The 23,476-nt window shown below is 40.2% G+C and carries 20 protein-coding genes, 1 tRNA gene and 3 pseudogenes; 6 read left to right on the top strand and 18 right to left on the bottom strand.

The window, feature by feature from the left end; translation table 11 throughout:
- Nucleotides 1-18 precede the first annotated feature (18 nt).
- Both NIES592_RS14865 and NIES592_RS14860 read right to left on the bottom strand, forming a co-directional pair.
- Nucleotides 19-1,434 (bottom strand): hypothetical protein, encoded by a 1,416-nt coding sequence (locus NIES592_RS14865; protein ID WP_073556148.1) that lies wholly within the window; start codon nucleotides 1,432-1,434, stop codon nucleotides 19-21.
- Between the two features lie 374 nt (nucleotides 1,435-1,808).
- Nucleotides 1,809-2,282, bottom strand: coding sequence for a hypothetical protein (locus NIES592_RS14860; RefSeq protein WP_062247684.1), 474 nt, complete (start codon nucleotides 2,280-2,282; stop codon nucleotides 1,809-1,811).
- A 437-nt stretch (nucleotides 2,283-2,719) separates the two neighbouring features.
- Between NIES592_RS14860 and NIES592_RS14855 the strand changes: the two genes are divergently transcribed.
- On the top strand, nucleotides 2,720-3,973 hold the full coding sequence (locus NIES592_RS14855) for a glycoside hydrolase family 10 protein (protein ID WP_370745750.1): 1,254 nt from the start codon (nucleotides 2,720-2,722) through the stop codon (nucleotides 3,971-3,973).
- Nucleotides 3,974-4,208: 235 nt separating this feature from the next.
- Here NIES592_RS14855 and NIES592_RS14850 read toward each other — a convergent pair whose 3' ends face one another.
- The 4 genes from NIES592_RS14850 to NIES592_RS14835 form a co-directional block, all read right to left on the bottom strand.
- The gene (locus NIES592_RS14850) at nucleotides 4,209-5,696 is read right to left on the bottom strand and encodes a site-2 protease family protein (protein ID WP_073556147.1); all 1,488 of its coding nucleotides are present in this window, start codon (nucleotides 5,694-5,696) and stop codon (nucleotides 4,209-4,211) included.
- Between the two features lie 744 nt (nucleotides 5,697-6,440).
- A tRNA-Ala gene (locus NIES592_RS14845) sits at nucleotides 6,441-6,513 on the bottom strand.
- A gap of 90 nt (nucleotides 6,514-6,603) precedes the next feature.
- On the bottom strand, nucleotides 6,604-7,332 hold the full coding sequence (locus NIES592_RS14840; protein ID WP_062247679.1) for an HAD family hydrolase: 729 nt from the start codon (nucleotides 7,330-7,332) through the stop codon (nucleotides 6,604-6,606).
- Nucleotides 7,329-8,246, bottom strand: a complete 918-nt coding sequence (locus NIES592_RS14835; RefSeq protein ID WP_062247674.1) for a class I SAM-dependent methyltransferase — start codon at nucleotides 8,244-8,246, stop codon at nucleotides 7,329-7,331. Before NIES592_RS14835 ends, NIES592_RS14840 begins: the two co-directional genes overlap by 4 nt.
- A gap of 254 nt (nucleotides 8,247-8,500) precedes the next feature.
- Between NIES592_RS14835 and NIES592_RS14830 the strand changes: the two genes are divergently transcribed.
- From NIES592_RS14830 to NIES592_RS14820, 3 genes and pseudogenes are all read left to right on the top strand, one after another.
- The gene (locus NIES592_RS14830; RefSeq protein ID WP_062247672.1) at nucleotides 8,501-9,682 is read left to right on the top strand and encodes an RtcB family protein; all 1,182 of its coding nucleotides are present in this window, start codon (nucleotides 8,501-8,503) and stop codon (nucleotides 9,680-9,682) included.
- A gap of 257 nt (nucleotides 9,683-9,939) precedes the next feature.
- Nucleotides 9,940-10,203 (top strand): annotated as a pseudogene (locus NIES592_RS14825) (response regulator); the annotation flags it as partial.
- 23 nt (nucleotides 10,204-10,226) lie between these two features.
- Nucleotides 10,227-10,607: pseudogene (locus NIES592_RS14820) on the top strand (sensor histidine kinase); the annotation flags it as partial.
- A 178-nt stretch (nucleotides 10,608-10,785) separates the two neighbouring features.
- Here NIES592_RS14820 and guaA read toward each other — a convergent pair.
- The 4 genes from guaA to NIES592_RS14800 all read right to left on the bottom strand — a co-directional run bounded on the left by guaA (nucleotide 10,786) and on the right by NIES592_RS14800 (nucleotide 14,812).
- On the bottom strand, nucleotides 10,786-12,408 hold the full coding sequence (gene guaA / locus NIES592_RS14815) for a glutamine-hydrolyzing GMP synthase (protein ID WP_062247667.1): 1,623 nt from the start codon (nucleotides 12,406-12,408) through the stop codon (nucleotides 10,786-10,788).
- Nucleotides 12,409-12,855: 447 nt separating this feature from the next.
- Entirely contained in the window at nucleotides 12,856-13,155 is a 300-nt protein-coding gene (locus NIES592_RS14810; protein WP_009457211.1) for a DUF7734 family protein, read from the bottom strand.
- A 298-nt stretch (nucleotides 13,156-13,453) separates the two neighbouring features.
- Nucleotides 13,454-14,545, bottom strand: coding sequence for a redox-regulated ATPase YchF (gene ychF, locus NIES592_RS14805; RefSeq protein WP_073556146.1), 1,092 nt, complete (start codon nucleotides 14,543-14,545; stop codon nucleotides 13,454-13,456).
- Between the two features lie 51 nt (nucleotides 14,546-14,596).
- On the bottom strand, nucleotides 14,597-14,812 hold the full coding sequence (locus NIES592_RS14800; protein WP_009457209.1) for a hypothetical protein: 216 nt from the start codon (nucleotides 14,810-14,812) through the stop codon (nucleotides 14,597-14,599).
- Between the two features lie 621 nt (nucleotides 14,813-15,433).
- Between NIES592_RS14800 and NIES592_RS14795 the strand changes: the two are divergent.
- Nucleotides 15,434-15,598 (top strand): annotated as a pseudogene (locus tag NIES592_RS14795) (ATP-binding protein); the annotation flags it as partial.
- 8 nt (nucleotides 15,599-15,606) lie between these two features.
- The gene (locus NIES592_RS14790; RefSeq protein ID WP_178379556.1) at nucleotides 15,607-17,106 is read left to right on the top strand and encodes an aminotransferase class I/II-fold pyridoxal phosphate-dependent enzyme; all 1,500 of its coding nucleotides are present in this window, start codon (nucleotides 15,607-15,609) and stop codon (nucleotides 17,104-17,106) included.
- A gap of 256 nt (nucleotides 17,107-17,362) precedes the next feature.
- Here NIES592_RS14790 and hpsJ-A read toward each other — a convergent pair whose 3' ends face one another.
- The 8 genes from hpsJ-A to NIES592_RS14750 form a co-directional block, all read right to left on the bottom strand.
- Nucleotides 17,363-18,064 (bottom strand): HpsJ-like protein, cyanoexosortase A-associated, encoded by a 702-nt coding sequence (hpsJ-A, locus tag NIES592_RS14785; RefSeq protein ID WP_009457155.1) that lies wholly within the window; start codon nucleotides 18,062-18,064, stop codon nucleotides 17,363-17,365.
- Nucleotides 18,065-18,106: 42 nt separating this feature from the next.
- Complete coding sequence (locus NIES592_RS14780; protein ID WP_073556144.1) at nucleotides 18,107-18,763, bottom strand: cyanoexosortase A system-associated protein; 657 nt, start codon at nucleotides 18,761-18,763, stop codon at nucleotides 18,107-18,109.
- Between the two features lie 7 nt (nucleotides 18,764-18,770).
- Nucleotides 18,771-19,631, bottom strand: coding sequence for a cyanoexosortase A (gene crtA, locus NIES592_RS14775; protein WP_073556143.1), 861 nt, complete (start codon nucleotides 19,629-19,631; stop codon nucleotides 18,771-18,773).
- A gap of 96 nt (nucleotides 19,632-19,727) precedes the next feature.
- Complete coding sequence (locus NIES592_RS14770) at nucleotides 19,728-20,369, bottom strand: PEP-CTERM sorting domain-containing protein (protein ID WP_256678146.1); 642 nt, start codon at nucleotides 20,367-20,369, stop codon at nucleotides 19,728-19,730.
- A gap of 705 nt (nucleotides 20,370-21,074) precedes the next feature.
- On the bottom strand, nucleotides 21,075-21,602 hold the full coding sequence (locus tag NIES592_RS14765; RefSeq protein ID WP_073556142.1) for a hypothetical protein: 528 nt from the start codon (nucleotides 21,600-21,602) through the stop codon (nucleotides 21,075-21,077).
- A gap of 84 nt (nucleotides 21,603-21,686) precedes the next feature.
- On the bottom strand, nucleotides 21,687-22,124 hold the full coding sequence (locus NIES592_RS14760) for a hypothetical protein (RefSeq protein WP_073556141.1): 438 nt from the start codon (nucleotides 22,122-22,124) through the stop codon (nucleotides 21,687-21,689).
- Nucleotides 22,125-22,504: 380 nt separating this feature from the next.
- Nucleotides 22,505-22,687, bottom strand: a complete 183-nt coding sequence (locus NIES592_RS14755; protein ID WP_016865238.1) for a CsbD family protein — start codon at nucleotides 22,685-22,687, stop codon at nucleotides 22,505-22,507.
- A 273-nt stretch (nucleotides 22,688-22,960) separates the two neighbouring features.
- Nucleotides 22,961-23,434 (bottom strand): hypothetical protein, encoded by a 474-nt coding sequence (locus tag NIES592_RS14750; protein ID WP_073556140.1) that lies wholly within the window; start codon nucleotides 23,432-23,434, stop codon nucleotides 22,961-22,963.
- Nucleotides 23,435-23,476: the final 42 nt, after the last annotated feature.

Raw genomic sequence — 23,476 nt, 5'->3', positions numbered from 1 at the left:
TACTCCTTTAAAAAGACATCATTCCTGCGCCTCTCTAAGGAGCTGATTCCAGGCTGCAACTACAACCTGTAAATTTTGTGGTAAGCGATTCTGAGAAATATCGTTGTATTGAACAGTACCATTACTACTAGTGAGAGTATAGCCGATGTAATCAGCCGCACCAGAAGGCGCAGGATAACTGAGATTCTGAAATTCGTTTGCTCCTTTTGCTGCGAGCAATTGCTGAAACTGCCGTAACTTCTGTAAACAAACGCGGTGAACGCTACGTTCAGAATCATTAGCATCACCTATGCGAGTCCGAATCAAAAGTCCATCAGCTAATAAAACAGTTTCGTAGGTTCTACCCACAAAACCACCACTAGAAATTTGGCGGAAAACTACACTACTATCTAAAAGCGGTGGTAACTCGCTAGTAGGAATTGGCAGAGGTTTAAGGCTATTATTAACAGTTATTTTACTAGCCTGTTTATCCAGCTTAATTGTATCTGGCTCACCAACTCGGTAAACTAAACGCTGTTGTCCATCGCTAACAGTTACCCGCCAACCAAATACAAAACTCGGCGCACATAAAATCAGGGGTTCGCTAATACCCAAACAACGATCTGGCCATTCTCGCCTTTCTATACCAACTATCCGCAGTCGGGAAGCGGGTAATCCTAACTCTTCTTCTGCATCTGCCAAAATAGCATCAGCGATGGATTTTGGTAAAACGCTTTTACTTGTAGTTTGATTGAGTCTGACTTGAGAACCGTCACGATTGGCGCGATAAACTAAACGTTGTTTTCCTGCTTGTACGTTTACTTCCCAAGCCTGTTGGGCAATCTCAATACAAGTCTCCCCAGGACGTGCCAAACCTAAACAGCCATCTGTGGTAATTTGTTTAAAGTTAACAATGCGTACTCGAGAAGTGGGTAATCCTGTAAGTTCGGATGCAGCAGCTAAAACAGCATTTTTCACAGAAGTAGGTAAATTTTTTGATTGGTTATTTACAGGAGTTGCAGAATTAGCTAAGCGTAAAGAACGACCGTTACTATTAGTGTGATAAATCCAGTTCTGACTGCCATTAGATACAATTACCCGCCAACCCGGAACTAAAGCTTGGGTGCAGAATTCATCTGGTTTAGGTAATCCCAAACAACCATCGCGCCAAGTTTGTTGATTATATGCAACTATTTTCAATTTGCTGGGCAAAACTCCTTGGTTGCGGGATACATCTCGTAGTACAGCCCTTACCACTGGTAAAGGTAAGCCGTTATTTTTATTAGTTACTTCTAAAATTTCGTTTGCTGTGTCTGGCAAAATATTTCTGGGATTAGCGCTAGCATTTTTGATGAATGCAAGGTCGTTACCAACAGACAAAATGCCAGTTAATATCAAAGCGGTGAAAATTTTTACTTGTTTAGTGGTAGGATTATTTTTTGAGGTGGTTTTCATGAGAATATTGCCAAATAAAAAAAATAATAATTAGCTATAGTCATTAGTTGAATTTTAACTAACGACAGAAGCACAGAAGTATCCAAAGATAAATCTATATTTCGTCTCATTCCTAAATCAATCAGGATGTTTCTTGGTGTTTTTGAACACAGATATACAACTGGACGTAAATGGATTTACCTTTTGTTCCTTCTATGGGAAATAGTAGCAACTTTAAACGCAGAGGGAGGCAAAGGGAAGGGCAAAGGAACGCAGAGTTTTTCAAAGATAATTTGCCAGGAATTGATAAAATGCTGTAGTTAGTGTGTTGGTGGTTGATGAGTTTTATTTTTGAAACGCATGGATGGCAAAACGGACAATGCGTCGCCTGCGATTCAAACTAAAACATAGTCGGGCAAATCAATTCTAATGGTCGTAGCCGCCCAGTCTTTGAGATCCGGAGCTAACAAGAGGAGTTTGCGTAGGATTTCATCGTTTACCCACAATACCAAGGGAAACTGAAACTGTTTACGAAACTCATCGCGCATTAAATTTGTGGAAATGATGAGTTGATTAATTGCGACTACGGACTCTAAACCATCTACTATTAGTGCTTCGGGATGATTAGAGCCAATGGCACTGCTAATAGTGGTATAAAGGGTTTGTGCAGAAGCAGGCAGAGATAATTGTGCGATCGCTATCGGTAAAAATTCATTTAACAAACTCATTAACTGCTGTTTATTGCTAGAGTTACAGCAGACCAAAAGTAGGGAAAATTGACCTTGGGAAAGAGTTATCGCCCTTGCCAACCTCGCAATAGCAGCTGTAGTGCTTGTATCATACTCTTGTGTATTAATTAAGTTGATCATTAATTTGACCTAAGTATATTTTTTATAGTTTTCTAAATAACCAGCAATACTATGCGTCTACTGAGAAACAAGGCGATAACTAGGTAAAACTAAGGACATCATTGAGTTTTGACATGATAATTATACTCATAGTAATTTTAACAAAGAGTGTGGTGTATCACCCCAAAATTACGCATAAATTTACGTAATTTTGCTCAAGATGAACTTTTGGACAAAAATTAGGTTGATGTTGCACGTAAGTGGGGATAGAGAGGTGAGGAGATGGAGGGCTGCTAGGGGTCCCCACTTTGTGAGGAGATGGGGGGAGTGGGGAATAATCACTAACTATTGACAAATGACTATTGACCATTGACAAACTTACGCAACTTCTTGGAGATCTACGCAGTCATAGGTGATGATTTGTTGAAGGCTATGTGAAATTTTGTACCCAATCAATGATGAAAAAGTTTGTTAGATATTGTCGGCAGTTGTTTGTGTGGAACATTCGTCAAAGTAGTCACCGCAACCTAGCGTTTTTTGCTGTGGTGGTTACTTTGTCAATGATTGCTACAGTGATGCTATCTTTTCCCCTATCGGCTCAAATACCTACGCGCCCGCAAATAGCAGAGTTACGGGGGGTGTGGTTAACTAATATTGATAGCAATGTGCTGTTTGAACGCGATCGCCTCAAGAGTGCATTACAAAATCTCAAACAGCTGAATTTTAACGTTGTCTATCCGACCGTGTGGAATTGGGGTTGGACGCTGTATCCTAGCAAAGTTGCCCAAAAGGTGATTGGGCGATCGCTTGATCCAGAACCAGGTCTACAAGGGCGAGATATGCTTAAAGAAGTGGTCAACGTTGGGCATCAACAAGGGTTAACAATCATTCCCTGGTTTGAATTTGGCTTTATGGCCCCTGCCGACTCCCAACTAGCAAAACGTCGCCCACAATGGTTAACTAGTCGTAGAGATGGTAGTAAAATTTGGAAAGAAGGTACTCATGATCGAGTGTGGCTAAATCCCTTCCGACCGGAAGTGCAACAATTCATCGAAGATTTAATAGTAGAAATAGTTAGGAACTATGACATTGATGGCATCCAATTTGATGATCATTTTGGCTTACCATCAGAGTTAGGATACGACGCTTATACAGTTGCACTATACAAAAAAGAACACGGCGGTAAAGCGCCTCCTGCCAACTCTAAAGATCCAGAATGGGTACAGTGGCGCGCCAACAAAATTACCAACTATATGAAGCGGGTATTTACAGCGATCAAAGCCGCAAAGAAGAACTGTATTGTCTCCGTAGCACCTAATCCGCAACGCTTCTCTTACGAATTCTTTTTAGCAGACTGGCAAAAATGGGAAAGAATGGGACTTGTGGAAGACTTAGTTATACAAGTTTATCGAGACGACCTGAATGTTTTCACGAGTGAATTAGAATACCCAGAAGTCAAAGCTGCTAAAAGTCACATACCCGTAAGTATCGGTATTATCACAGGGTTAAAACGCAAATTTGTACCGATGACACAGATTAACCAACAAGTGCAACAAGTACGCGATCGCAACTTTGCTGGCGTCTCCTTCTTTTTCTACGAAAGTTTGTGGAACATGACTAAAGAAGCACCACAACAACGTCAAACAGGTTTTAAAAATCTTTTCCCCACAGGAACATCTTACCCAAATCTGCTAGCCGGGTGGAAGCCGTGAATTAGTTGGTGGTTGGCAGGCAGTTGATGGTTGCTCGGAAATTATATCATGTCCGTTTAAAGACTTATCACATCTGTGAAGACCGGTAATTGGTAATTGGTAATGGGTAATGGGAAAAATCAATGCCCAATGCCCAACTGCATCAAAATAATATCGTAAGTAATTAGCCGGACTTGATATTACTAACTACTAACCACTAACTACTAACAACCAACAACCAACAACCAACTATTCATTATCCAATTCCCAATCGCCCAGCTAAACCGGGAGTCAGGGGTAAAAGAGTTGCAACCATTAAGAATAAAGCCAACAAACCTAAAGCGGCGCGTGCATCGTCTGGTTCGCTGATTTCATTCAAGCTGGGGCGTTCTAAGTCGCGTTGTAAAAACAGAATGACGATCGCCCAGTACATCGCTAAAGGATTACCTAAAGCTACTAATCCCAGCAAAATTAAAGTTGCAAAGGTCGTTCTACCAGCAATTTTGCGCCCGTAGATGGCTTGGACAATCCGCCCACCATCAAGTTGTCCAGCAGGCATCAAGTTTAAAGCTGTGATTACCAATCCCAGCCAACCAATAACTACCAAGGGATGCACATCTACCAATGGTGACTGCAAAGCCGAACCCAGCACAACCCGTGCTAAACTGCCTACCAAAATTGAACCTTGGAAAAACTGATTGGGTAATTGAAACATACTCCCTGGATGGGAAAGCAGCAATCCAGCAATCAGCATCAACACAGATACAATTCCTCCAGCAGCTGGGCCAGCCAAGGCGATATCAAATAATACTTTACGGTTAGGTAACAAAGACTCAAAGCGAGTAATTGCTCCAAAAGAGCCGATTTGTACTGCCGGTAAAAAGTAGGGCCAGCTGAGGCGGATGTTGTGACGGCGGGCAAGTAACCAATGACCGATTTCATGGGCCAGTAAAATTACTAAAATCCCCAAACCAATAGGTAAAGTTTCTGGTAAGCGTGCAATATTGGCAAACAAATCAAAACCTTGCAGGATGCCCGACGCTTCTAAACTTGTGGCAACTGTTGATACCAGCAGAATTATGGCAAATACTTTTTGCGATACGCTCATCGGACGCGGGTCATTGCGGCTGGGTAGGACAATCACCACCGGTTTACCATCAGTATTTTCAACTAAATAAAGGCGATATTTATCACCTAGAGCCTCCTGTAACTTCGCAGTTAGACGGTTGTGAACCATCTCTGCTTCTCCTCGCAGATTACCTTTAAAGATGGCTCCTTCTTGATAAGCAATAGTTTCTGTGGCAAAAAACGTATCCAGACCGAAAATACTTTTGATAGCATTCAAATCAGTTTCTGGGATTGGCAGAACCTCCAATTTTACCTGTGCAGGTTCCACCGTCGGTGTTGTTTCTGGTGTCGGAGCGGATTCTTGCTCAGCTAGCTTTTGTGTGGCTCGCTGTCTGAGAATTACATCTTGTCCAGCTGCCCTTAACTGTCTACCCAAATAGATGTAAATTGCCGTAGAAACTACCAGTAACAAGAGAATGGCGACAATATTGATGTAAATCCCGGCTGCAAATAAGCCAAAAAACACTAGCCAGGGAGCCATTAAAACCACTGACTGTAACCAGGCAAAGATTCCCAGCTTGCCATAGGGTCTGGCACGATAAAAGCCCCAACCCAAGATTCCGAAAGCGACTAATAAAATTGTCGCAATAATAGGAGTCTCTGATGCAGTAAACATTTCCAAACCCTTCGCTTTGCAAAATCAAGCCTGAATTTAGTCAGGTGTTCACATACATTAATAATTTATCAATAATATGTGATGGGATTGCGATCGCTTTTCATCTTCGATTTTGACGTTGCACAGAAAGCGAGATACATAATCATTATCTAGCTTTTGCTTACTTTACACGTGATCGCAAAGGATTAAGGGGATTTTCAGTCCTCTCTCAAATTTTCGTCTGTGGCACGAGCCTAATGGGCAATTGCATCTGGCAGTTCATCCTCCAGTTGTCGTAGGGGTGGATATAGATAGCCAAGGGCGATCGCTAGTATAGTCAGCATCCCCATCACGACAAACAACAAAGCAAATATTTTTATCCCTTCTTAACCCTCATTTGTCACTTTGGGAGAATCCAATCGCTCAAATAGTTACGGGGCTTTAGTTTGCACTTTTCGTCTATAAATTTTAGTTTCTGTTAGAAAATAAAGCCTCAAACCCTGATTAAATCAAAGTCTCAGAAGTTGGCTGAGATTATTGTTTTCCGAGAGTGACACAACAGGGTTAAGGGGTATAACTAAATTATCGGAGGGTTGAAAGGAGCGCTGCGATCGAACAAACATCTAAGTCAGTAGTTAAGCATAATCAACAGTTTAACGACATTAATGTGTTAACAGTTGAGTAAAGCTAATCGAAGACACTAATTTGTTAATAACGACAAGAATCTGTTAACGACGACAAATAATTAGTTATTCGACAGTTGAATGGAGAATAGGAGACTCGAACCCCTGACCTCTGCGGTGCGATCGCAGCGCTCTACCAGCTGAGCTAATTCCCCAGATTGGTTGTTTGTTGTTTGTTGATTGTTGTTTGGAAATAATGAAAAAATACCCAACAACCAACTATCAACTACCAACAACTTCCTATGTTAGCATTCACCTGCTGTAGGTTGGCACTGACGCTGTGAGTAAACTTCTTGTACCCGTTCTAGTTCCAAGTCAGTTAAATAATCTACAGTCCAGTTTGCCTGACGCTGAAGCATATGAAAAGGGTAAGTATTCGCTACACCCACTACTTGCATCCCAGCCTGTTTTGCTGCTTTGATGCCAGCGGGAGTATCTTCTATTACCAAACATTCATTTGGTTGAAGATTTAGTTCGGGATATGCTTGATTAAGCTGTTCCACAGCTAATAAATAACCCTCTGGCTCTGGTTTGGTAGCAATAGTATCATCTCCAGCCACAATTACACAAAAGTGTTGAGCTAATTTAGCGCGTTCCAGCACAACTTCTATTTCTTTACGGATGGCGCCACTCACTAAAGCTAACTTTAAGTTGCGCGATCGCACTTGAAATATCAAATCCTCTAAACCAGGATATAAAGGCAGTTTTTCCAGTTTTTCTAATTCCTGTACGTACAGTTGTGCCTTCTTTTGCAACAACCGAGTTAAATAGTCTTCACTCACCACCCGACCGCGATTTTTGAGTATATCCCGCACACAGGTGCGATCGCTGCGTCCGAGGCAAATTTCTTTGTACTCACCTGGCTTAAGAGCAAGATTTTCTTCGATGAGAATTTGCTTAATCAGTTGTTCGTGGATCGATTCATCATTAATGATGATGCCATTAAAATCAAACAGAACTGCCTTTAAAGTCATGCCGTTGTATTGAAAGCTGGAGAGGGAAAGCCCTGCAAATCGTTGTTGTCTAATGTTTTGTTGGTTGGTGTAGCAGTGTAGTGCTGCATATTCACTTCAGCAATTTCTTCTGCTGTTGGTATCGGTTTTATGCCGCTAGACACTTGATGTATCCACCATACATCCTGGGTTCGCACTGTTTCAAATCCTGCTGCACCCATCCATGCATCCATATTGCCAGCTGCATAATCACGGATATATGGCTCCTCAAACACATTATTGAGCCATTCTAACTGACTCAGGGCCTTTTGATTACCATCGAGAATCAGTACTTGTCCACCTACCCTCAGCAATCGGAAGCTTTCTTGCAGAATTGCCTGTGATACTCTTGACGGTGTTTCATGAAATAACAAAGCAGCCGTCACTAAGTCAAAAGAATCGCTAGCAAAACCTGTCTTTTCGGCATTACCATGTCGCCAGTGAATATTCAAAGCTGCACTTTCGGCTTTATGGCTAGCTCTTACTAGCATATAGGGCGACAAATCTAAACCAATAACTTCTGCTTCTGGGAAAGTTTGCTTGAGCATTAATGTTGTCGAGCCAGTACCGCACCCCAAATCCAAAATCCGCCGTGGCTGTACTTTGACAGCATCAATTAAAGCTTGGCGTACCCAAGCTTCATTTGGTGGTAGCACATACTGAGTAACAGCGTCATAGGTAACCGCCGCACCAGACTTTAGATATCCGCCCTGAATGCCGTGAAAGTTTTGAGTGCTGTAGTAGGCAGGAATTGTAACGTCGGCACGTCGGAAGCGATCGCTTTGTTTCTCCCAATCCACGCTCTCGGCGTAGCGCCGCAACCCTTCTTCATCGATGAAATAACGTACTACAGGAGACAAAAAACGCTCCCAAATTGTATCTTGACGAACTGCCATAGGATTTTTTCAGAATTGATGACTGTTTCAACTCCAGTCATTCTCTTTACAGATTTTAATATATCTGTGCAAAAGATACTTTCCTCCTTTAGGGATAGGATTGACATTTGTTATTTTTGTATTATAAATATATTACATGCGCCATACATAAATTACAGCTTCTCAAAAGTAGCTATTCATCTACTCAAAAATAAGCAAGCAATTTAAATTTTTAATTGTGTTTTTATTAGTAGTCGATCGCCAAAATCTAAAATATGCCTTACGAACAGTTAGAAATTTCTACACCATCTCCAGTTTTATCTTGGGCAAATCACCCTTTAGGCTCAGAAGAAATTAAGATGGCAAAAAATGTAGCATCCCTGCCATTTGTGTTTAAACACGTGGCATTAATGCCAGATGTTCACTTAGGAAAAGGTGCTTTAGTTGGTTCTGTCATTGCCACTAAGGAAGCAATTATCCCTGCGGCTGTGGGTGTAGATATTGGTTGTGGAATGGCTGCGATCAAAACACCATTTAAAAGTGAGCAATTAGAAAGTAAACTCAAGAAAATTCGCTTAGATATAGAATCTGCAATTCCTACAGGTTTTAACGAAAATAAAGAAGTAGAAAAATCTGTAACTAACTGGCAAAGATGGCGAGATTTTAAAGACTTGCATCCAGGGGTGCAAAACTTGCAAGAAAAAGCGATGCGACAAATGGGTTCTCTAGGCGGAGGTAATCATTTTATTGAAGTTTGTCTCGATACAGAAAACCGAGTTTGGCTGATGTTGCATTCTGGTTCTCGCAACATCGGTAATATGCTTGCTCAGTGCCACATTAGCACAGCTAAGGAATTGGCAAAGATGGCAGGTAATAAATTAACCGATCCGGACTTAGCCTATTTTATCGCTGGTACGCCAGAATTCCAGGCGTATTGGCATGATTTACAGTGGGCGCAAGCATATGCACGTTTCAACCGCGATGTAATGATGGCACGTTTTAAACAAATTATCGAAAAGCATTTAGCAGGTGGGAAAGTGACGAAACCTTTACTACAAGTAAATTGCCATCATAATTACGCTGAAAAAGAAGTACATTTTGGTGAGGAAGTGTACGTAACTCGTAAAGGTGCGGTGCGTGCTCAAACAGAAGATTATGGGATTATACCTGGTTCGATGGGGGCAAAATCCTTCATTGTCAAAGGTAAAGGTTGTGCTAGTAGCTTTTGTTCTTGTAGTCATGGTGCTGGTCGTTTACTATCAAGAAATAAGGCAAAAAATGTCTATACTCTTGATGATTTAATTGAACAAACAAAAGGGGTAGAATGTCGCAAAGACACAGGTGTTTTGGATGAAATTCCCGGCGCTTATAAACCTATAGATCAAGTAATGGCAAATCAATCTGATTTAGTGGAAGTTGTAGCTACACTTAAACAAGTTATTTGCGTAAAAGGTTAAATCGATTAGTATGCGTCTATTTAGAAACCTGGTTTATTCCAGAAACCAGGTTTTTTTATTTATAATTATAATTTCCAGGTGACTCATAAGATCTCTGCTTCCTCTGGGTTTAAAAGTAATTTATTTAACCACATAGGTACAGAAGACACAGACTAGTAGGTAGAATTTAAGTATTGACAGAATAAACAAAATGTGGGTTTGCAAGCTTGAGTAAGGAAACAGACGAACGCTATCAGACGATCGCTAATCACTAAGTACTTCTTTTACTTGACCTGAACTTACCAGGAACAGATGAGCGAGAATTATTAGAACAAATTAAGCAGGATCAAAACCTCAAAGATATTCCTGTTATAGTATTTACTACCTCTGCCAATCCCAGAGATATCGAAATATATTACCGCAATAATGTAGCTAGTTATATTCTCAAACCAATTGACATTAATAAATTAAAACAAACGCTACAAAACTTTCTTGCTTATTGTTTGGATATTGTGGTTCTTCCCGATAATATCGGCAGGTAGTCATGGTGCAACAACAGTTGATCATTTTAATTACTCCGGAAGGGGGACGAGTGGAAGTACGGTTAGAGCGAGTAGTAAACGATACAAATATAAGAGATGGGGATCAGGGAATAGGGGAGACACGGGGAAGTGTGGATAATAAGAGTATGAGCAATAGATTCTCTACATCTAACTTCTATGTTCAAATCACGGTTACTGACACAGGTATCGGTATCAATCCCAATTTTTTACCTCATATTTTTGAACGTTACCGTCAGGTAGAATCCTACAAAGAAGGTGGTTTAGGATTGGGTTTAGCGATCGCCCGCCATTTAGTAGAATTGCATGGCGGAACTATCGAAGCAAAAAGCGAAGGCGAAGGTAAGGGTGCGACTTTCACCATCTTGTTGCCATTTAGGGGTTAGTTGGTAGTTGGTAGTTGGTAGGGGCGAAGCATTTGTATGAGTATCTTTGCTGAAAACTAAATATCTTGGTACAAATGCACGCGGCCTACAGTAGTTGGTAGTTAGTAGTTGGTAGTTGGTAGTTAGTTGCTAAATTTTTTATCACTAACTATTTTCCACTAACCACTAACCACTAACTTTACTCCCACTCAATAGTTCCAGGTGGTTTGGAGGTAATATCGTAAACTACCCGGTTAACTCCTTTAACTTCGTTGACAATCCGGTTGGAAATCACCTCTAGTACTTCGTATGGCACACGTGCCCAATCTGCTGTCATACCATCTTCACTCGTGACGATGCGTAAGACAATGGGATAGGCGTAGGTACGTTGATCACCCATTACGCCCACGCTCTTGATTGGCAACAACACAGCAAAAGCTTGCCAGTAGTCATGGTACAAGCCTCTTTGATTAATCTCTTGTCTTACAATCAAATCGGCATCCCGCAAAATCTTTAAGCGTTCGGCAGTGATTTCGCCCAAAATCCGAATCGCTAAACCTGGACCAGGGAAGGGGTGACGCTGGACGATTTCTTCTGGTAACCCAATAGAACGACCGACTTTACGGACTTCATCTTTGAATAGTTTCCGCAGTGGTTCTACTAGTTTAAATCGTAGATCTTTGGGTAAACCACCCACATTGTGATGGCTCTTGATTTTCACTGCGACTCGTTCGCCTGTTTGTGGATCAACATTGGTGTCAGCAGATTCAATCACGTCTGGATATAGCGTACCTTGCGCCAAATAATCAAAGGGCCCAAGGCGTCTTGATTCCTCTTCAAAGACTTTAATAAATTCGTGTCCAATAATACGACGTTTTTCTTCTGGATCAGTAACGCCACTGAGGGCTTTTAAGAAGCGATCGCGAGCATTAACGTACTCTACAGGGATATGGAACTGCTCTTGAAATAGCTTCAACAACCGCTCTGGTTCATACTTCCGCATGAATCCTTGGTCAATAAAAACACAAGTTAATTGCTCACCGATCGCTTTATGCAACAAAAAGGCGAGGGTAGAGGAATCAACACCACCAGACAGGGCTAACAGCACTCGCTTATTGCCGACTTTAGCGCGAATTTCGCGAATTGATTGTTCGACAAAAGCGGCGGTGGTCCAAGTCGGTTCACACTCGCAAATATGGTAAACAAAATTACGAATTAATGCCAAGCCACCAATAGAATGTACTACCTCTGGGTGGAACTGGACACCATAGAGTTTGCGATTGTGATCTGCGATCGCAGCACAAGGAGTATTTTCTGTATGTGCTAATAATTCAAATCCCGATGGCATTGATGTAACTGAGTCACCATGACTCATCCACATAGTTGTGCCATCTTCGACGTTGGTCAGTAAGTCTGTGGGATCATCTATATATAATGATGCTTTACCATACTCAGCTCGGTCAGCTCTGGCTACTTCCCCACCCAACTGCTGCACCATCAATTGCATACCGTAGCAAACACCCAGGATGGGAATTCCTAAATGCCAAATCTCTGGGTCGCATTTAGGAGCGCCTTGGTCATAAACTGAACTAGGACCACCAGAGAGGATAATTCCCTTAGGATTCAGCTTTCGCAGTTGTTCAATAGTGGTGCGATAAGAAAGAACTTCAGAATAAACTTGAGTTTCTCGAATTCGACGGGCTATCAGTTCAGAATACTGAGAACCAAAATCGAGAATAACAATCATTTGGCGATTGATTTGTCCCAAATCTTCTACTATTTGAGACGCTTGTTCTGTTGGTAGGGTCACCGCTGTAGTCATGATCAGGAGAGGTGTGTAATGTAAATAGAAAAATTGTCGCTCTACGGCTTTGCTAACACTATGTATTCGTCAGCTTTCCCAAGCTTTTAGGGTTAAACTAATCCCATACAAACGCTACTAAACTGCGTTTGTCTTGCCCACGTATTTGTTAATGGTATTAAGAAGAAAAAGTTACCCTAGAGTGGTTAGTGAAAAATATATTTATTGGGGATTGTTATGATTATTCATAATAAATTAACATAATTTTGCAATTCGTGAACAAACTGTTTCGCTTTTTATGAGTATGGAGATGGAGGGATGGGGAGATGGAGGGATGGGGAGGTGGGGTGATGGGGTGGTGTGAGGGGTATGTAGACGCGTAGCGGCTTCCCGTAAGGGTGGGGTATGAGGAGTATGAGGAGTATTAAGCCACTAACTACTAACTACCAACAATCAACCAACCAATACTCATATCCGAAGTTGGGACAACAGAGATTCCATATCTTTCCAGGTCAGTCCTTGTTGAATATAGCGGGGTGCTTCTGGGTTATAAGGACTCGCAACTATGTCAATTCTGAGAATATTTGCTTCTTCTGGCAAAACAGGCACATCGGGATCAAAGGCGGTAGGACGCATTAGAGAACTTGAAAAGCCTTTAAATATAGCAATTTGGTCTTCCTCTCCGGCAATTTCTACTGTTACTAATAGGACTTCTTGGGGACGTTTAATAGTGTATTGTTCCAGTCTTTTACCTGTATAATTTTCCATTATGTCGAATGTGAGTGAAAGCTGCGACAAAAACAATATATATCGACCACTCTCTTGGAAAGCTGCGAGGTTTCTTTTTAGCACCCCAAATGTCATAGATTTGGCGACCAGGCAGGACAAGCCAGACAAGGAAAAATGCTTATGGCTTCGTGCTAATAGACCTCTTGCATGAAAAACCTATCCTTGAAAGCCAGAAAAAATTATTGAAATAAGTTCGTAGTAAGCGACTCTAACCTTTTTTTGAGGACAAAAGTCTTCACCACGAACTTTGAATGATTTTTTACGCCGTTCTACTTAATTACACATTAAATCTGAACAGCATCACGTCACCTTCCTTGACAACGTAATCTTTTCCTTCACTGCGAACTAAGCCTTTTTCTTTGGCAGCAGCCATAGAACCAGCTGCTACTAAATCATCGTAAGCAACAGTTTCCGCACGAATAAATCCACGTTCAAAATCGCTGTGAATTACACCTGCTGCTTGGGGTGCTAACATTCCAGCTTTAATTGTCCAAGCACGGGTTTCTTTTTCCCCAGAGGTGAAATAAGTACGCAATCCTAAGAGTGTGTAAGTGGCACGAATTAATGATTTTAAACCACCTTCTTCTACACCCAAAGAAGCAAGAAAATCTGCTCTTTCTTCCTCTGATAATTCGATTAATTCTGCTTCTACTTGGGCGGAAACGACGACAACTTGAGCATTTTCTGTTGCGGCAATTTGTCTGACTTTTTCGACAAACTCATTTCCTGTTGCCAATTCATGTTCAGATACGTTGGCAGCATAAATTATTGGTTTTGATGTCAGTAAACCTAATAGTTTAATAACTGCTCCTTCTTCTTCTGTTAAACTAACTTGCCGTACTGATTTGCCTTCATTTAATGCCGCAGCTAATTTTTCCAATACTGTTAGTTCAAATTGTGCTTCTTTGCTGGTACGGGCTTGTTTTTTAGTGCGTTCAATGCGGCGTTCGATTTGGGCTAAGTCAGCTAAACCTAGTTCCAAATTAATTGTCTCAATATCCCGCGCGGGGTCTACGGAACCAGCAACGTGAATAATGTCATCATTTTCAAAACAACGCACTACATGGACAATGGCATCTACTTCGCGGATATGAGACAAAAATTGATTCCCGAGTCCCTCACCCTGACTTGCACCTTTGACTAAACCGGCAATATCCACGAACTCAACACGGGCCGGGATAATTTGTACCGACTTGGAAATCTTACCTAAAACATTTAACCGTTCGTCTGGCACTGCCACAACGCCGACATTCGGTTCTATTGTACAAAATGGGAAGTTAGCAGCTTCTGCCTTGGCATTAGCAATTAAAGCGTTAAATAACGTAGATTTTCCAACGTTGGGAAGTCCGACAATCCCGGCTCTCAGCATGTTAGATTTTGGATTTGAAATTAAAACTAGACGAAATTAATTTTAAACAGGTTAGGGGATTGTTTGCGGTATTGTTCCTGGAACTGTTTGAGGAATGGGACCAGGTACGGTTTGTGGTATGGGTGCTGGTACGGTTTCAGGAACTGGATCTGGTATGGGTTGGGGAACTGTTGGCCCTGGTGTAGGTTCAGTTGGGGGTACAGGATTTGGTTCTGGGTTAGGAATTGGTGTTTCATTGGGTTGAGGTTCAGAAATAAGATAAATCATGTAATTCTTTTCGCAAGATTCAACTTTTCCAACCTAAATAAAAATCAACCCTACTGACATCTTCCTAAATGTCTATACACCTGTTGAAAGTGCGTAAAATTTGGGAATTATAGAGCTAATTGACGAAGTGAATTAAATCTTCAAATACTGTCTATTTTAATTCATACTGTATAACTGCGGACACACTAAGAACACAAATCATCGCTGGAAGTATGCTGGTGTCGGTAGCGCTTGCCATTTTTCTAGTTATTTCCACTAGTCGAACGATCACACGCCCAATTCAAACCCTGACTCAAGTAGCACAACGAACGGTCAGTTCAAGAGTCGAATTTTGACTTACAAGCGCCTGTAAATACTCAAGATGAAGTTGGAATTCTTGCTGTTTCTTTTAATCAACTTATTTGTGCAGATGAACACCTCCTCCAGCAGCAACAGGAAGTGAACAAACAACTAGAATCCTATAGCCTAACCCTGGAAGAGAAAGTAGAAGCAAGAATACGGGAATTACGTGAGAAAAATAACTACCTGAAACAACTCCTCGATGAACTCCACTGCACCCAAACTCAAATGGTTCAGAGTGAAAAGATGTCTGCTTTGGGACAAATGGTCGCTGGTGTAGCGACCAAGCCTGTGGGGAAAGGTACTGGATTGGGTTTATCAATAAGTTATCAGATTGTGACCGAAAAACATCATGGTAGGCTTTACTGTAATACAACGCCAGGACAAGGTACAAAGTTTGTGATTGAAATTCCAGTTCGGCAATTCAGCCATGATACTGCTGCTTGATGATAAAAATGCTCGATCAACATCAAACACCTTTATTAGACACCTTAAAAGTTTGTGCTGAACATCCCCATGCACCTTTTTATACTCCAGGACATAAACGAGGTGTGGGAATTTCCCAGAAAATAGCTGATGTTTTTGGTAAAACTGTATTTCGCCACGATTTACCAGAATTAACAGAGTTGGATAATCTGTTTGCACCAGCAGGCGTGATTCAACAAGCACAAGAATTAGCAGCAGAAGTCTTTGGTGCTTCACAAACATGGTTTCTTGTCAATGGTTCTACTTGTGGAATTCAGGCAGCAATTCTTGCTACTTGCGGCGCTGGCGATAAAATTATTCTGCCACGCAATGTTCATTCCTCTGCGATCGCAGGATTAATTCTCTCTGGAGCCATACCAATTTTTGTCAATCCAGAATACGACCCTGTTTTAGATATTGCTCACAGTATCACTCCCAACGCAGTAGCAGCAGCACTCTTGGAGCATCCCGACGCCAAAGCCGTGTTCATGGTTTATCCTACATACTACGGTGTTTGTGGAGATGTACAAGCGATCGCCCAAATTACCCACCAATACAATATTCCTTTACTGGTAGACGAAGCCCATGGCGCACATTTTGCTTTTCATCCCCAACTACCTACCCCGGCTTTAAAAGCAGGTGCAGATTTATCTGTACAATCGATTCATAAAACCCTGGGTGCGATGACTCAAGCATCAATGTTACATATCCAAGGTGAGAGGATAGATCGCGATCGCCTCAACAAAGCTTTGCAGCTAGTACAATCTACTAGTCCTAGTTATTTACTCTTAGCTTCCTTGGATGCCGCCCGTCAACAAATGGCGCTGCACGGGAAAGAGTTAATGTCTCACACACTGCAACTTGCCGAGGAGGCGAGAACTAGAATTACACAAATTCCCGGATTGTCGATTTTACAAAGCCCCCCTTTGCAAGGGAAGTTGGGGAAATCCCCTGGTTTTATAACATTAGATCAAACACGCTTGAGTATAAATGTTTCCGGTTTAGGTATAACAGGCTTTACTGCCGAAGAAATTCTCAATGAACAGCTCAGTGTAACTGCGGAATTTGCTTCTTTGCAACATCTCACATTTATTATCAGTTTGGGCAACACCCAAGAAGACATTGAGCAGTTGGTACAAGCTTTTACTCAACTTACTGAGATCACCTCACCCTCCAGCCCCCTCTCCCATAAAGTAGAGGGGGAGAAAATATGGGATGATGTTTTTACTATGGGGGATTTTGCGCGTATCTCGCCTCGTGAAGCTTTTTTTGCTGCGACAGAAGTATTACCAATACTAGAAACTACTGGACGTATTTGTGCTGAAATGCTCTGTCCTTATCCCCCCGGTATTCCTGTGTTAATGCCAGGAGAAGTTATTACTAAACATGCGTTGGAATATTTGCAACAAATCCAGGCTATGGGAGGATTTATTACCGGATGTGCGGATAATAGTTTAAGTACAATTACAGTTGTCAAGAGTAAATTTTGATTGCACTGAATTTAGGAGTTTTTATCTAAGAACTTTTGATGGCTTGGCTTAGATCTTGCACCTAATTTTTTCCGCCAATAAATAAATCTCCAGAGTATTGAAGCTCAAGTAATATCAAGTTCGGCTAATTGCTTACAATATTATGCTTCGCTGTTGGATATCGGGCATTGGGCATTGGAAAATTATCAGTATCTTAATTACCCATTACCAGCCCACGGCAGAGTATAGGTATGTAAGCGAACATGATATTAGCTAATCAAAATCTTGCCCAATCTGTGCCTTTCCAAAAACCAAAAAATAGAAATGCAGATACTAAAGCACCAAGAATCCATTTCGTAGAGGTCTTAATTAAGCTTAGACCACGCAAAGATTGGGTAGCTTCTGCTTGCTCCTTAATTTGTACTTTTGCTCTAGAAACTTGAGACAAAAGTTGATCCTTTAGTTCTTCTGGTTTTTTACCATATAGGGAACCACCCCGGCTTTTTAAAAGATCATCTAATTGTTCAGGAGTCGCTTGACTAAGTTGCTTTTGTAACTGTTCAGCACGAGAAATTTGCTGTGTAGATATATTATTGATTTGCGCGATATTTTCTTTATTAAGCCGAATAGTATTAACAATTCCTAAAGGTATCATTAATATAAACAACGCTGAAAACAATATAGTCAGCCAAGACAATAATTTTAAAACGGGAAATTCCCATCTATTTCGTGAATGCAATTCACCATAAAAAATTAGTGCCAACCCAATTAAAGGTACAGGTACACGTTCAACTATTGCTCCTATAGTTTGTAATTCCCAAGCAGGGTTGAAAAAGTTTGATGGCAGAAAAATTGCTACCCAATCAAACACAGATAATATCAATAGGCCATAGCCTAGCGATCGCACAATAGTTAATGAACTTTCCTGCGTTAAAACAAATTGGTGGGAAGCAGATGTTTCAATTTTTGATTTAGTCATAAGTTATTGTAAAAAATCACAACAATTCCAAAAGACAAAACTTTAAGGTTTCTGCAAACGAGAATGCCAGTATTGATGCCAGGAAAACCAGGCAGATTCCAGGACTTGATAGGTAGCTTCTGGGGAAGAATTTTTTAAGGGAATCGACAAATGTGACCAAAGACAGTGCTTGTCTTTTATTACCTGTTTTTGAGCAAATAACCAAGACAATAAAAGTTCCCAATATAGGTTGTTTGGTCGTTGACTTTGGTTAAATTCGGTATTCGTAAAAGTGCTATAACCTTGCAGGTTAATACAAGCACTTAGGAAGGCTGTTTGTTGTTCAACTCCTAATCCGTAATAGCCTACACCTTCTCTTTTTCGTACGATGACAGATGATGAAATCTGAGTATATTTTTTAATCAGTTGATTAACATCTCCTATTTTTACATAACGCATTTCAATTTCTAAAGGTAAATCTCTATGAATATATTGATAGTTCCTTTGAGCTAACAATTCAGAATTATTTTGTATATGCTGAGATAAATCTCTGCTAGATTTTAGTTGCCACTGGGGTAAAGTTACAACTTCTGGAAAAACAAAATTATCGACTGTGCTTTTGTCTCGTTTGGGCAGCAGTGTAACTTGTCCCAATACAAATAACACGTTACTAACGCATAATATTAACAATAAAATACGAAATTTTTTCCAATTCATCATATCTTAATTATGACAACTTAGAATCTTGATTTTTAGATTCATTGTGTCCAATTAAAAACCAACAGAATAAACCAAACATTAGTACAGAAATTATTGAAAATAAAAGAGAGCCATTTCCACTATGCCAGTAATCAAAAGCATTCATATTATCTTTTGCTACGATGACAGTCATCAGTGCCACTCGTCCAGCATTCATCATAAATCCCACCGTAGCAGCGACAATTGGAACCAATACTTTGTACTGCCAACTCTGAGGAAAGACTAGCAGAAAAAGTATTGCCAAACCCAACATTTGGGAAATTAATTCTACACCAGAACAACCACGAAGTACTTCTACACTGCCATTTGGTAGATAAATATTGATTCCAGTAAGAGTGACATCAAAACCTATGTACCAAAGTATAAAAGCTGATGATTTGGCAGTGAGTAATGTAATCTTATAAATCGCCCATTCTGGTAATAGCTTGGGTATACTGAGAAAAAGCAGGGTTATTAACTCACCGATGTATTGCTTTAGTCCTTGAAAACCAGAAGCTATTAAAGCAAGACCTAAGCCAAAAATAAAGGGTGAAGCATACAAAAAACCTCCAAAGCTGTTCATAGATGCACTTCTGATCAGTGCTATCCAGATGAAAGCTAAACCCAAAAAACAAGATAAAATGTCACTTTCAAGACTTAGATTGTCTCGTTTTTCCCAAACTATAAAAGATACAGCCGCCCAAGACAAAAAACTAGTACCGAATAGGTTAGTATTTTCCGCTTTCCAAACCAGGGTTAGATGAATTGCAATTAAACCTGAACCTATTGTTAATAGCCAGAACTGTGGATGAGCCAGTCGTGTGACTGTAGCCAGTTTATTAGTTTTCATTATCTAATTTTAGTGGCAGCTTTCCGAGCAATTTTGTAAAACTTGGATTTTTCAGGTAATATTTTTAGATTGAGCTAAACAACTTCTAAAAATAACTTATTGTTTTATATTTTTTTGTTGCTTGAATTTTCGATGTAAAGCCAAACCCATTCCACCTGCTGCTAACGAACTAAACATAGTTATAGGTTCAGGGACAGGTTTAGTTTTTTTATTAAAAGAAAAGTTATCCATTGCAAAATGCGTACCTTTTCCGTTGTAGCCAGCGTTATTACCACCAGAAGATGTAAACCTTAAATAGTCTATTCCCAAAAAATCAAATGTAAATAGTGTAGGAGCTTGGGTATTTAAAAGAACTGTCTGTGAATACTTTCTTTGCCCTGATTCTCCTCCTATAAAACCTTCTACTAACACAGTCAAATTCTCATTCCAAGCAGCTGTTAAATAAGCACTATTAAAATCGAAAATATCATCAACTGTACTTATAGCAACAGTTTTTTCAAAGCCATTGTAGGCTACGTTTTCTGGTGATACTGTTCCATTAACATAGCCAGAAGGAGTAAAAGAGGTTGTATTGAGGTAATAAAAGTTTTCCCAATTCAATCCAGCATAGCCGTTAGCAATTGGATTTTGAGATCCAGGTAAATCGTCAAAGGTGATAGTAACAGCTTGAGCTTGTTTTGTATGAGCGATCGCAACTGCAATACCAAAAGATACAGCTATTGTTGCAGTCTTCAGCAACTTCTTTGTTGACTGAAATTTGCTCAGTGTTATACCTGAACTAGCTTTGTCTCGCGTCTTTGCGAATTGAAACCCTATCATTAAACTCACTCCCACAACATGACAAAAAGTGATGGTAGACTTTCCCTGGAGTGAGATTTGTAATTACCCTTGAACTGCTGCAATTTCAAAATTACAGCGACAGCGCTTAACTCTCCTGTTGGGTTCTATACAGAAGGACTTAATATAATATATACTGTGAAGCCTACAGATTGCTTAACTTGTTAATTTTTCCAAGAATTTAAGTAATAAGCGATACTAATCATATAGTATAAATAAAACTTCACTACTAAAGTTTACAAAAACTTTACAGTTAAAACTTGTTAATTTGTGTCGGACGTAAGATTTGACAAGCTCCTTGCAAATATAACTTGCCTAGACAGCTAGATAAATTTTTTATAAAGCGAAAATAATTGCTGACAGTGGAGTATGCGATCGCAAGCAATGGGGAGATGATTCCAATTTGGGTAGAAATGTAGCTGAAGACAAAATTTCTACAGCCTGTTTTTGTTTTGTAAAAATTTTATGAAGACAAAGAGGACAAGGTGAAATGGTATAACGTGTAAATCTGCTTAAAAATCTACTTGATTTGTAATTTGATCAAGCAAAAAAAGAGGGTGGTAATACACACCCTCGTTTCATGTATATATTATTGACATTCCCAATTTACTTGTTACGACCACCCAACCACTTAGCAGCAGCAAGTCCGACAATGGCTCCCACAATCGGGTTACTGAGGAAGTTGATGATAGCTGGCTGTTCTGCTAATACTTGCCGGAAAATGTCGGGATGGTTGTGATATGCAAAAGAAGCGAGTCTGCTGACATCATCCGCACTCATACGGTTGGGGTTGCGGGTAGAAAGTCCTAGTTGTTGCTCAAGATGACGCTCATCCAATCCTCTTTGCTTGAGGTGTTTGAAAAAGGCGCGTGCGACATCATCTCTTTCGTTGGGTTTAATATTAGCGATCGCCTTTTGTAATTCTGGCTCCATTTGGCTAGGAGGAATGCTGCTGGAATTAAAAGAGCGTTCAAACATTTGGCGACGCTGGGAGGGCGTTGTACGCTGAGCAAAATCATCAAAGCTTTGATACTCTTGTGATACATCACCCCTGGGAGCATCATCAAGAGATTCTACATTACCCTGAGCCAAATCTCTCATGATTTGGCGTTTATACTCTTCAGTGCTACTCACTTTATCAATCTCCTTTTCTTATCCTTGTTGGTAGTTGGTGGTTGATTGTTGGTTGTTAGGACACCAAACAACAAACAACAATCCCTAGCTGTACTGAACTTGACTGCTTTGGACGTCGTATCGAGCTGTCAAAATCAGCTGCTTGTCGGGTGCGTATACCAAAACCGTTAAATCTTGATTAGGAAAATTTTTCCGAAAACCTTCAACTAGAGATCTTGTCAAGGTGCGCACTTCGTTAGGACGAACTTGTGGAGAAATAACGACACCTAACTTGTTGTTATCACGAACATAAGCATCTGTGACTAATCCCCGAGATGTTTGCACAACCCAGTTACCAAAAGATTGTCCAGCTGCGGTGTTTCCCCGCTCTAATTGTGCGTAAGCTACATCTCGACCAACTACTGGTGGATTTGTGGTACGGTCAACTTGGGCAAAGTTACCACCACAAGCAGTAGTAATAGTTAAAACTAAAATTAAAACAACAGCCGTGACAAGTTTACGACTCTGCTGTAGCAGACTCATTTTTGTTTCCTCCTCAATAAATACTGTTAGAGAACTAACAATATGTTTTATTTATTTTTATTAGCAGCTTGTAATCCATACATTTGGCTCTGAATAATAAGTCCGCTTCAGCGGACTTATTATCTCAATCAACATCTTTTTAGAATCTGAGCCAGTTTAGCTAATCGCTCTTTATATACAAAGAGAATGCACCCTGTTTGTTTAATTCTGCACTGTGAATTGCATGATTAGTCAACTCAGTACGCCTTGAACTAAACTTCAAGGCTCATAGCCAAAGTCCGTTAAAACGGACTGAAATATATTTTCAGTAAGGTAAAGCTCACTTGAACTTTTAGTTACGAAATTTATTTCTTGGCAGACTCAAAAGCTAGTCCGAAATCTTAGTCAAGATTTTTCTTGATATTATCTTTGACATCTTCTACAGAGTGACGTACTTCACTTTCTGCTTGCTTGGCTTTTCCTTCTGCTTTATCTTCTGGATCGCCAGTAACATTTCCCAATGCTTCTTGAGCTTTACCTTCTACATTTTTAGCTGTAGCTTTTGCTCTATCTTCTAAACTCATTTCTTTCTCCTGGTTTTATATAATTATTCAATTTCAAAGCTGTTGGAAAGTTGATAATTAACTTTGATTTTTTTAGCTTTGATGTTTATAAATTAGCGAATGATTTTGACTTTAGCCTTCTTTCCACAGGTATATTAGTTTCTATACTCCAGGAGAGATAAGTAAATTATTAGTGAGATATTAACAATCAATCAAGAACTCAAAATATTTCATAAAAAACCCGCCTTTTCTAGAAAAGCGGGTTAGAAATTATATAAAATATAATTATTTTCACTAATCAAGATAACCCATCAAAAATTCGGAATCATCAATAACATTTGATGCTACTGGACGATTACCCATCACAGAGTAGGTTTCAGAAATTACCAGAGAGCTGGAGGCGATAGGGCGAATTCCAGATAAATTGATGGTATCAACTACATGGATTGTGTTTGCGGTAATAGGACGCACACCCATAATGTTCATTGTTTCTACAACTTGTAAGCTACTGGTGCTAATAGGACGTACACCAGCAATTGAAACCGTCTCTGCTACTTGCAAATCGCTAGCAGCGATCGGACGTACTCCAGAAATAGCAAGTGTATCAGTTACTTCTAATTTACCGGACGCATCTGCCTGAGTTACGAGATTACTATCTTGTTCATTTGAGCTTTGCGCTTTGTTATTTTCGACTTCCACTGTATTTTCCCCCTTTGATTTGGCACGCTGGCGAGGACTTACTGCCTTACCATTACTGCTAACGGCCATATGCTCATACCTCTAGATTGTTAAGTATTTTTTACAAAAATT

The organism is Fischerella major NIES-592, from assembly GCF_001904645.1.
Lineage (GTDB): Bacteria > Cyanobacteriota > Cyanobacteriia > Cyanobacteriales > Nostocaceae > Fischerella > Fischerella thermalis.
Note: the sequence above shows the minus strand (reverse complement) of the source record. Positions and strands in the feature narration are given on the sequence as shown.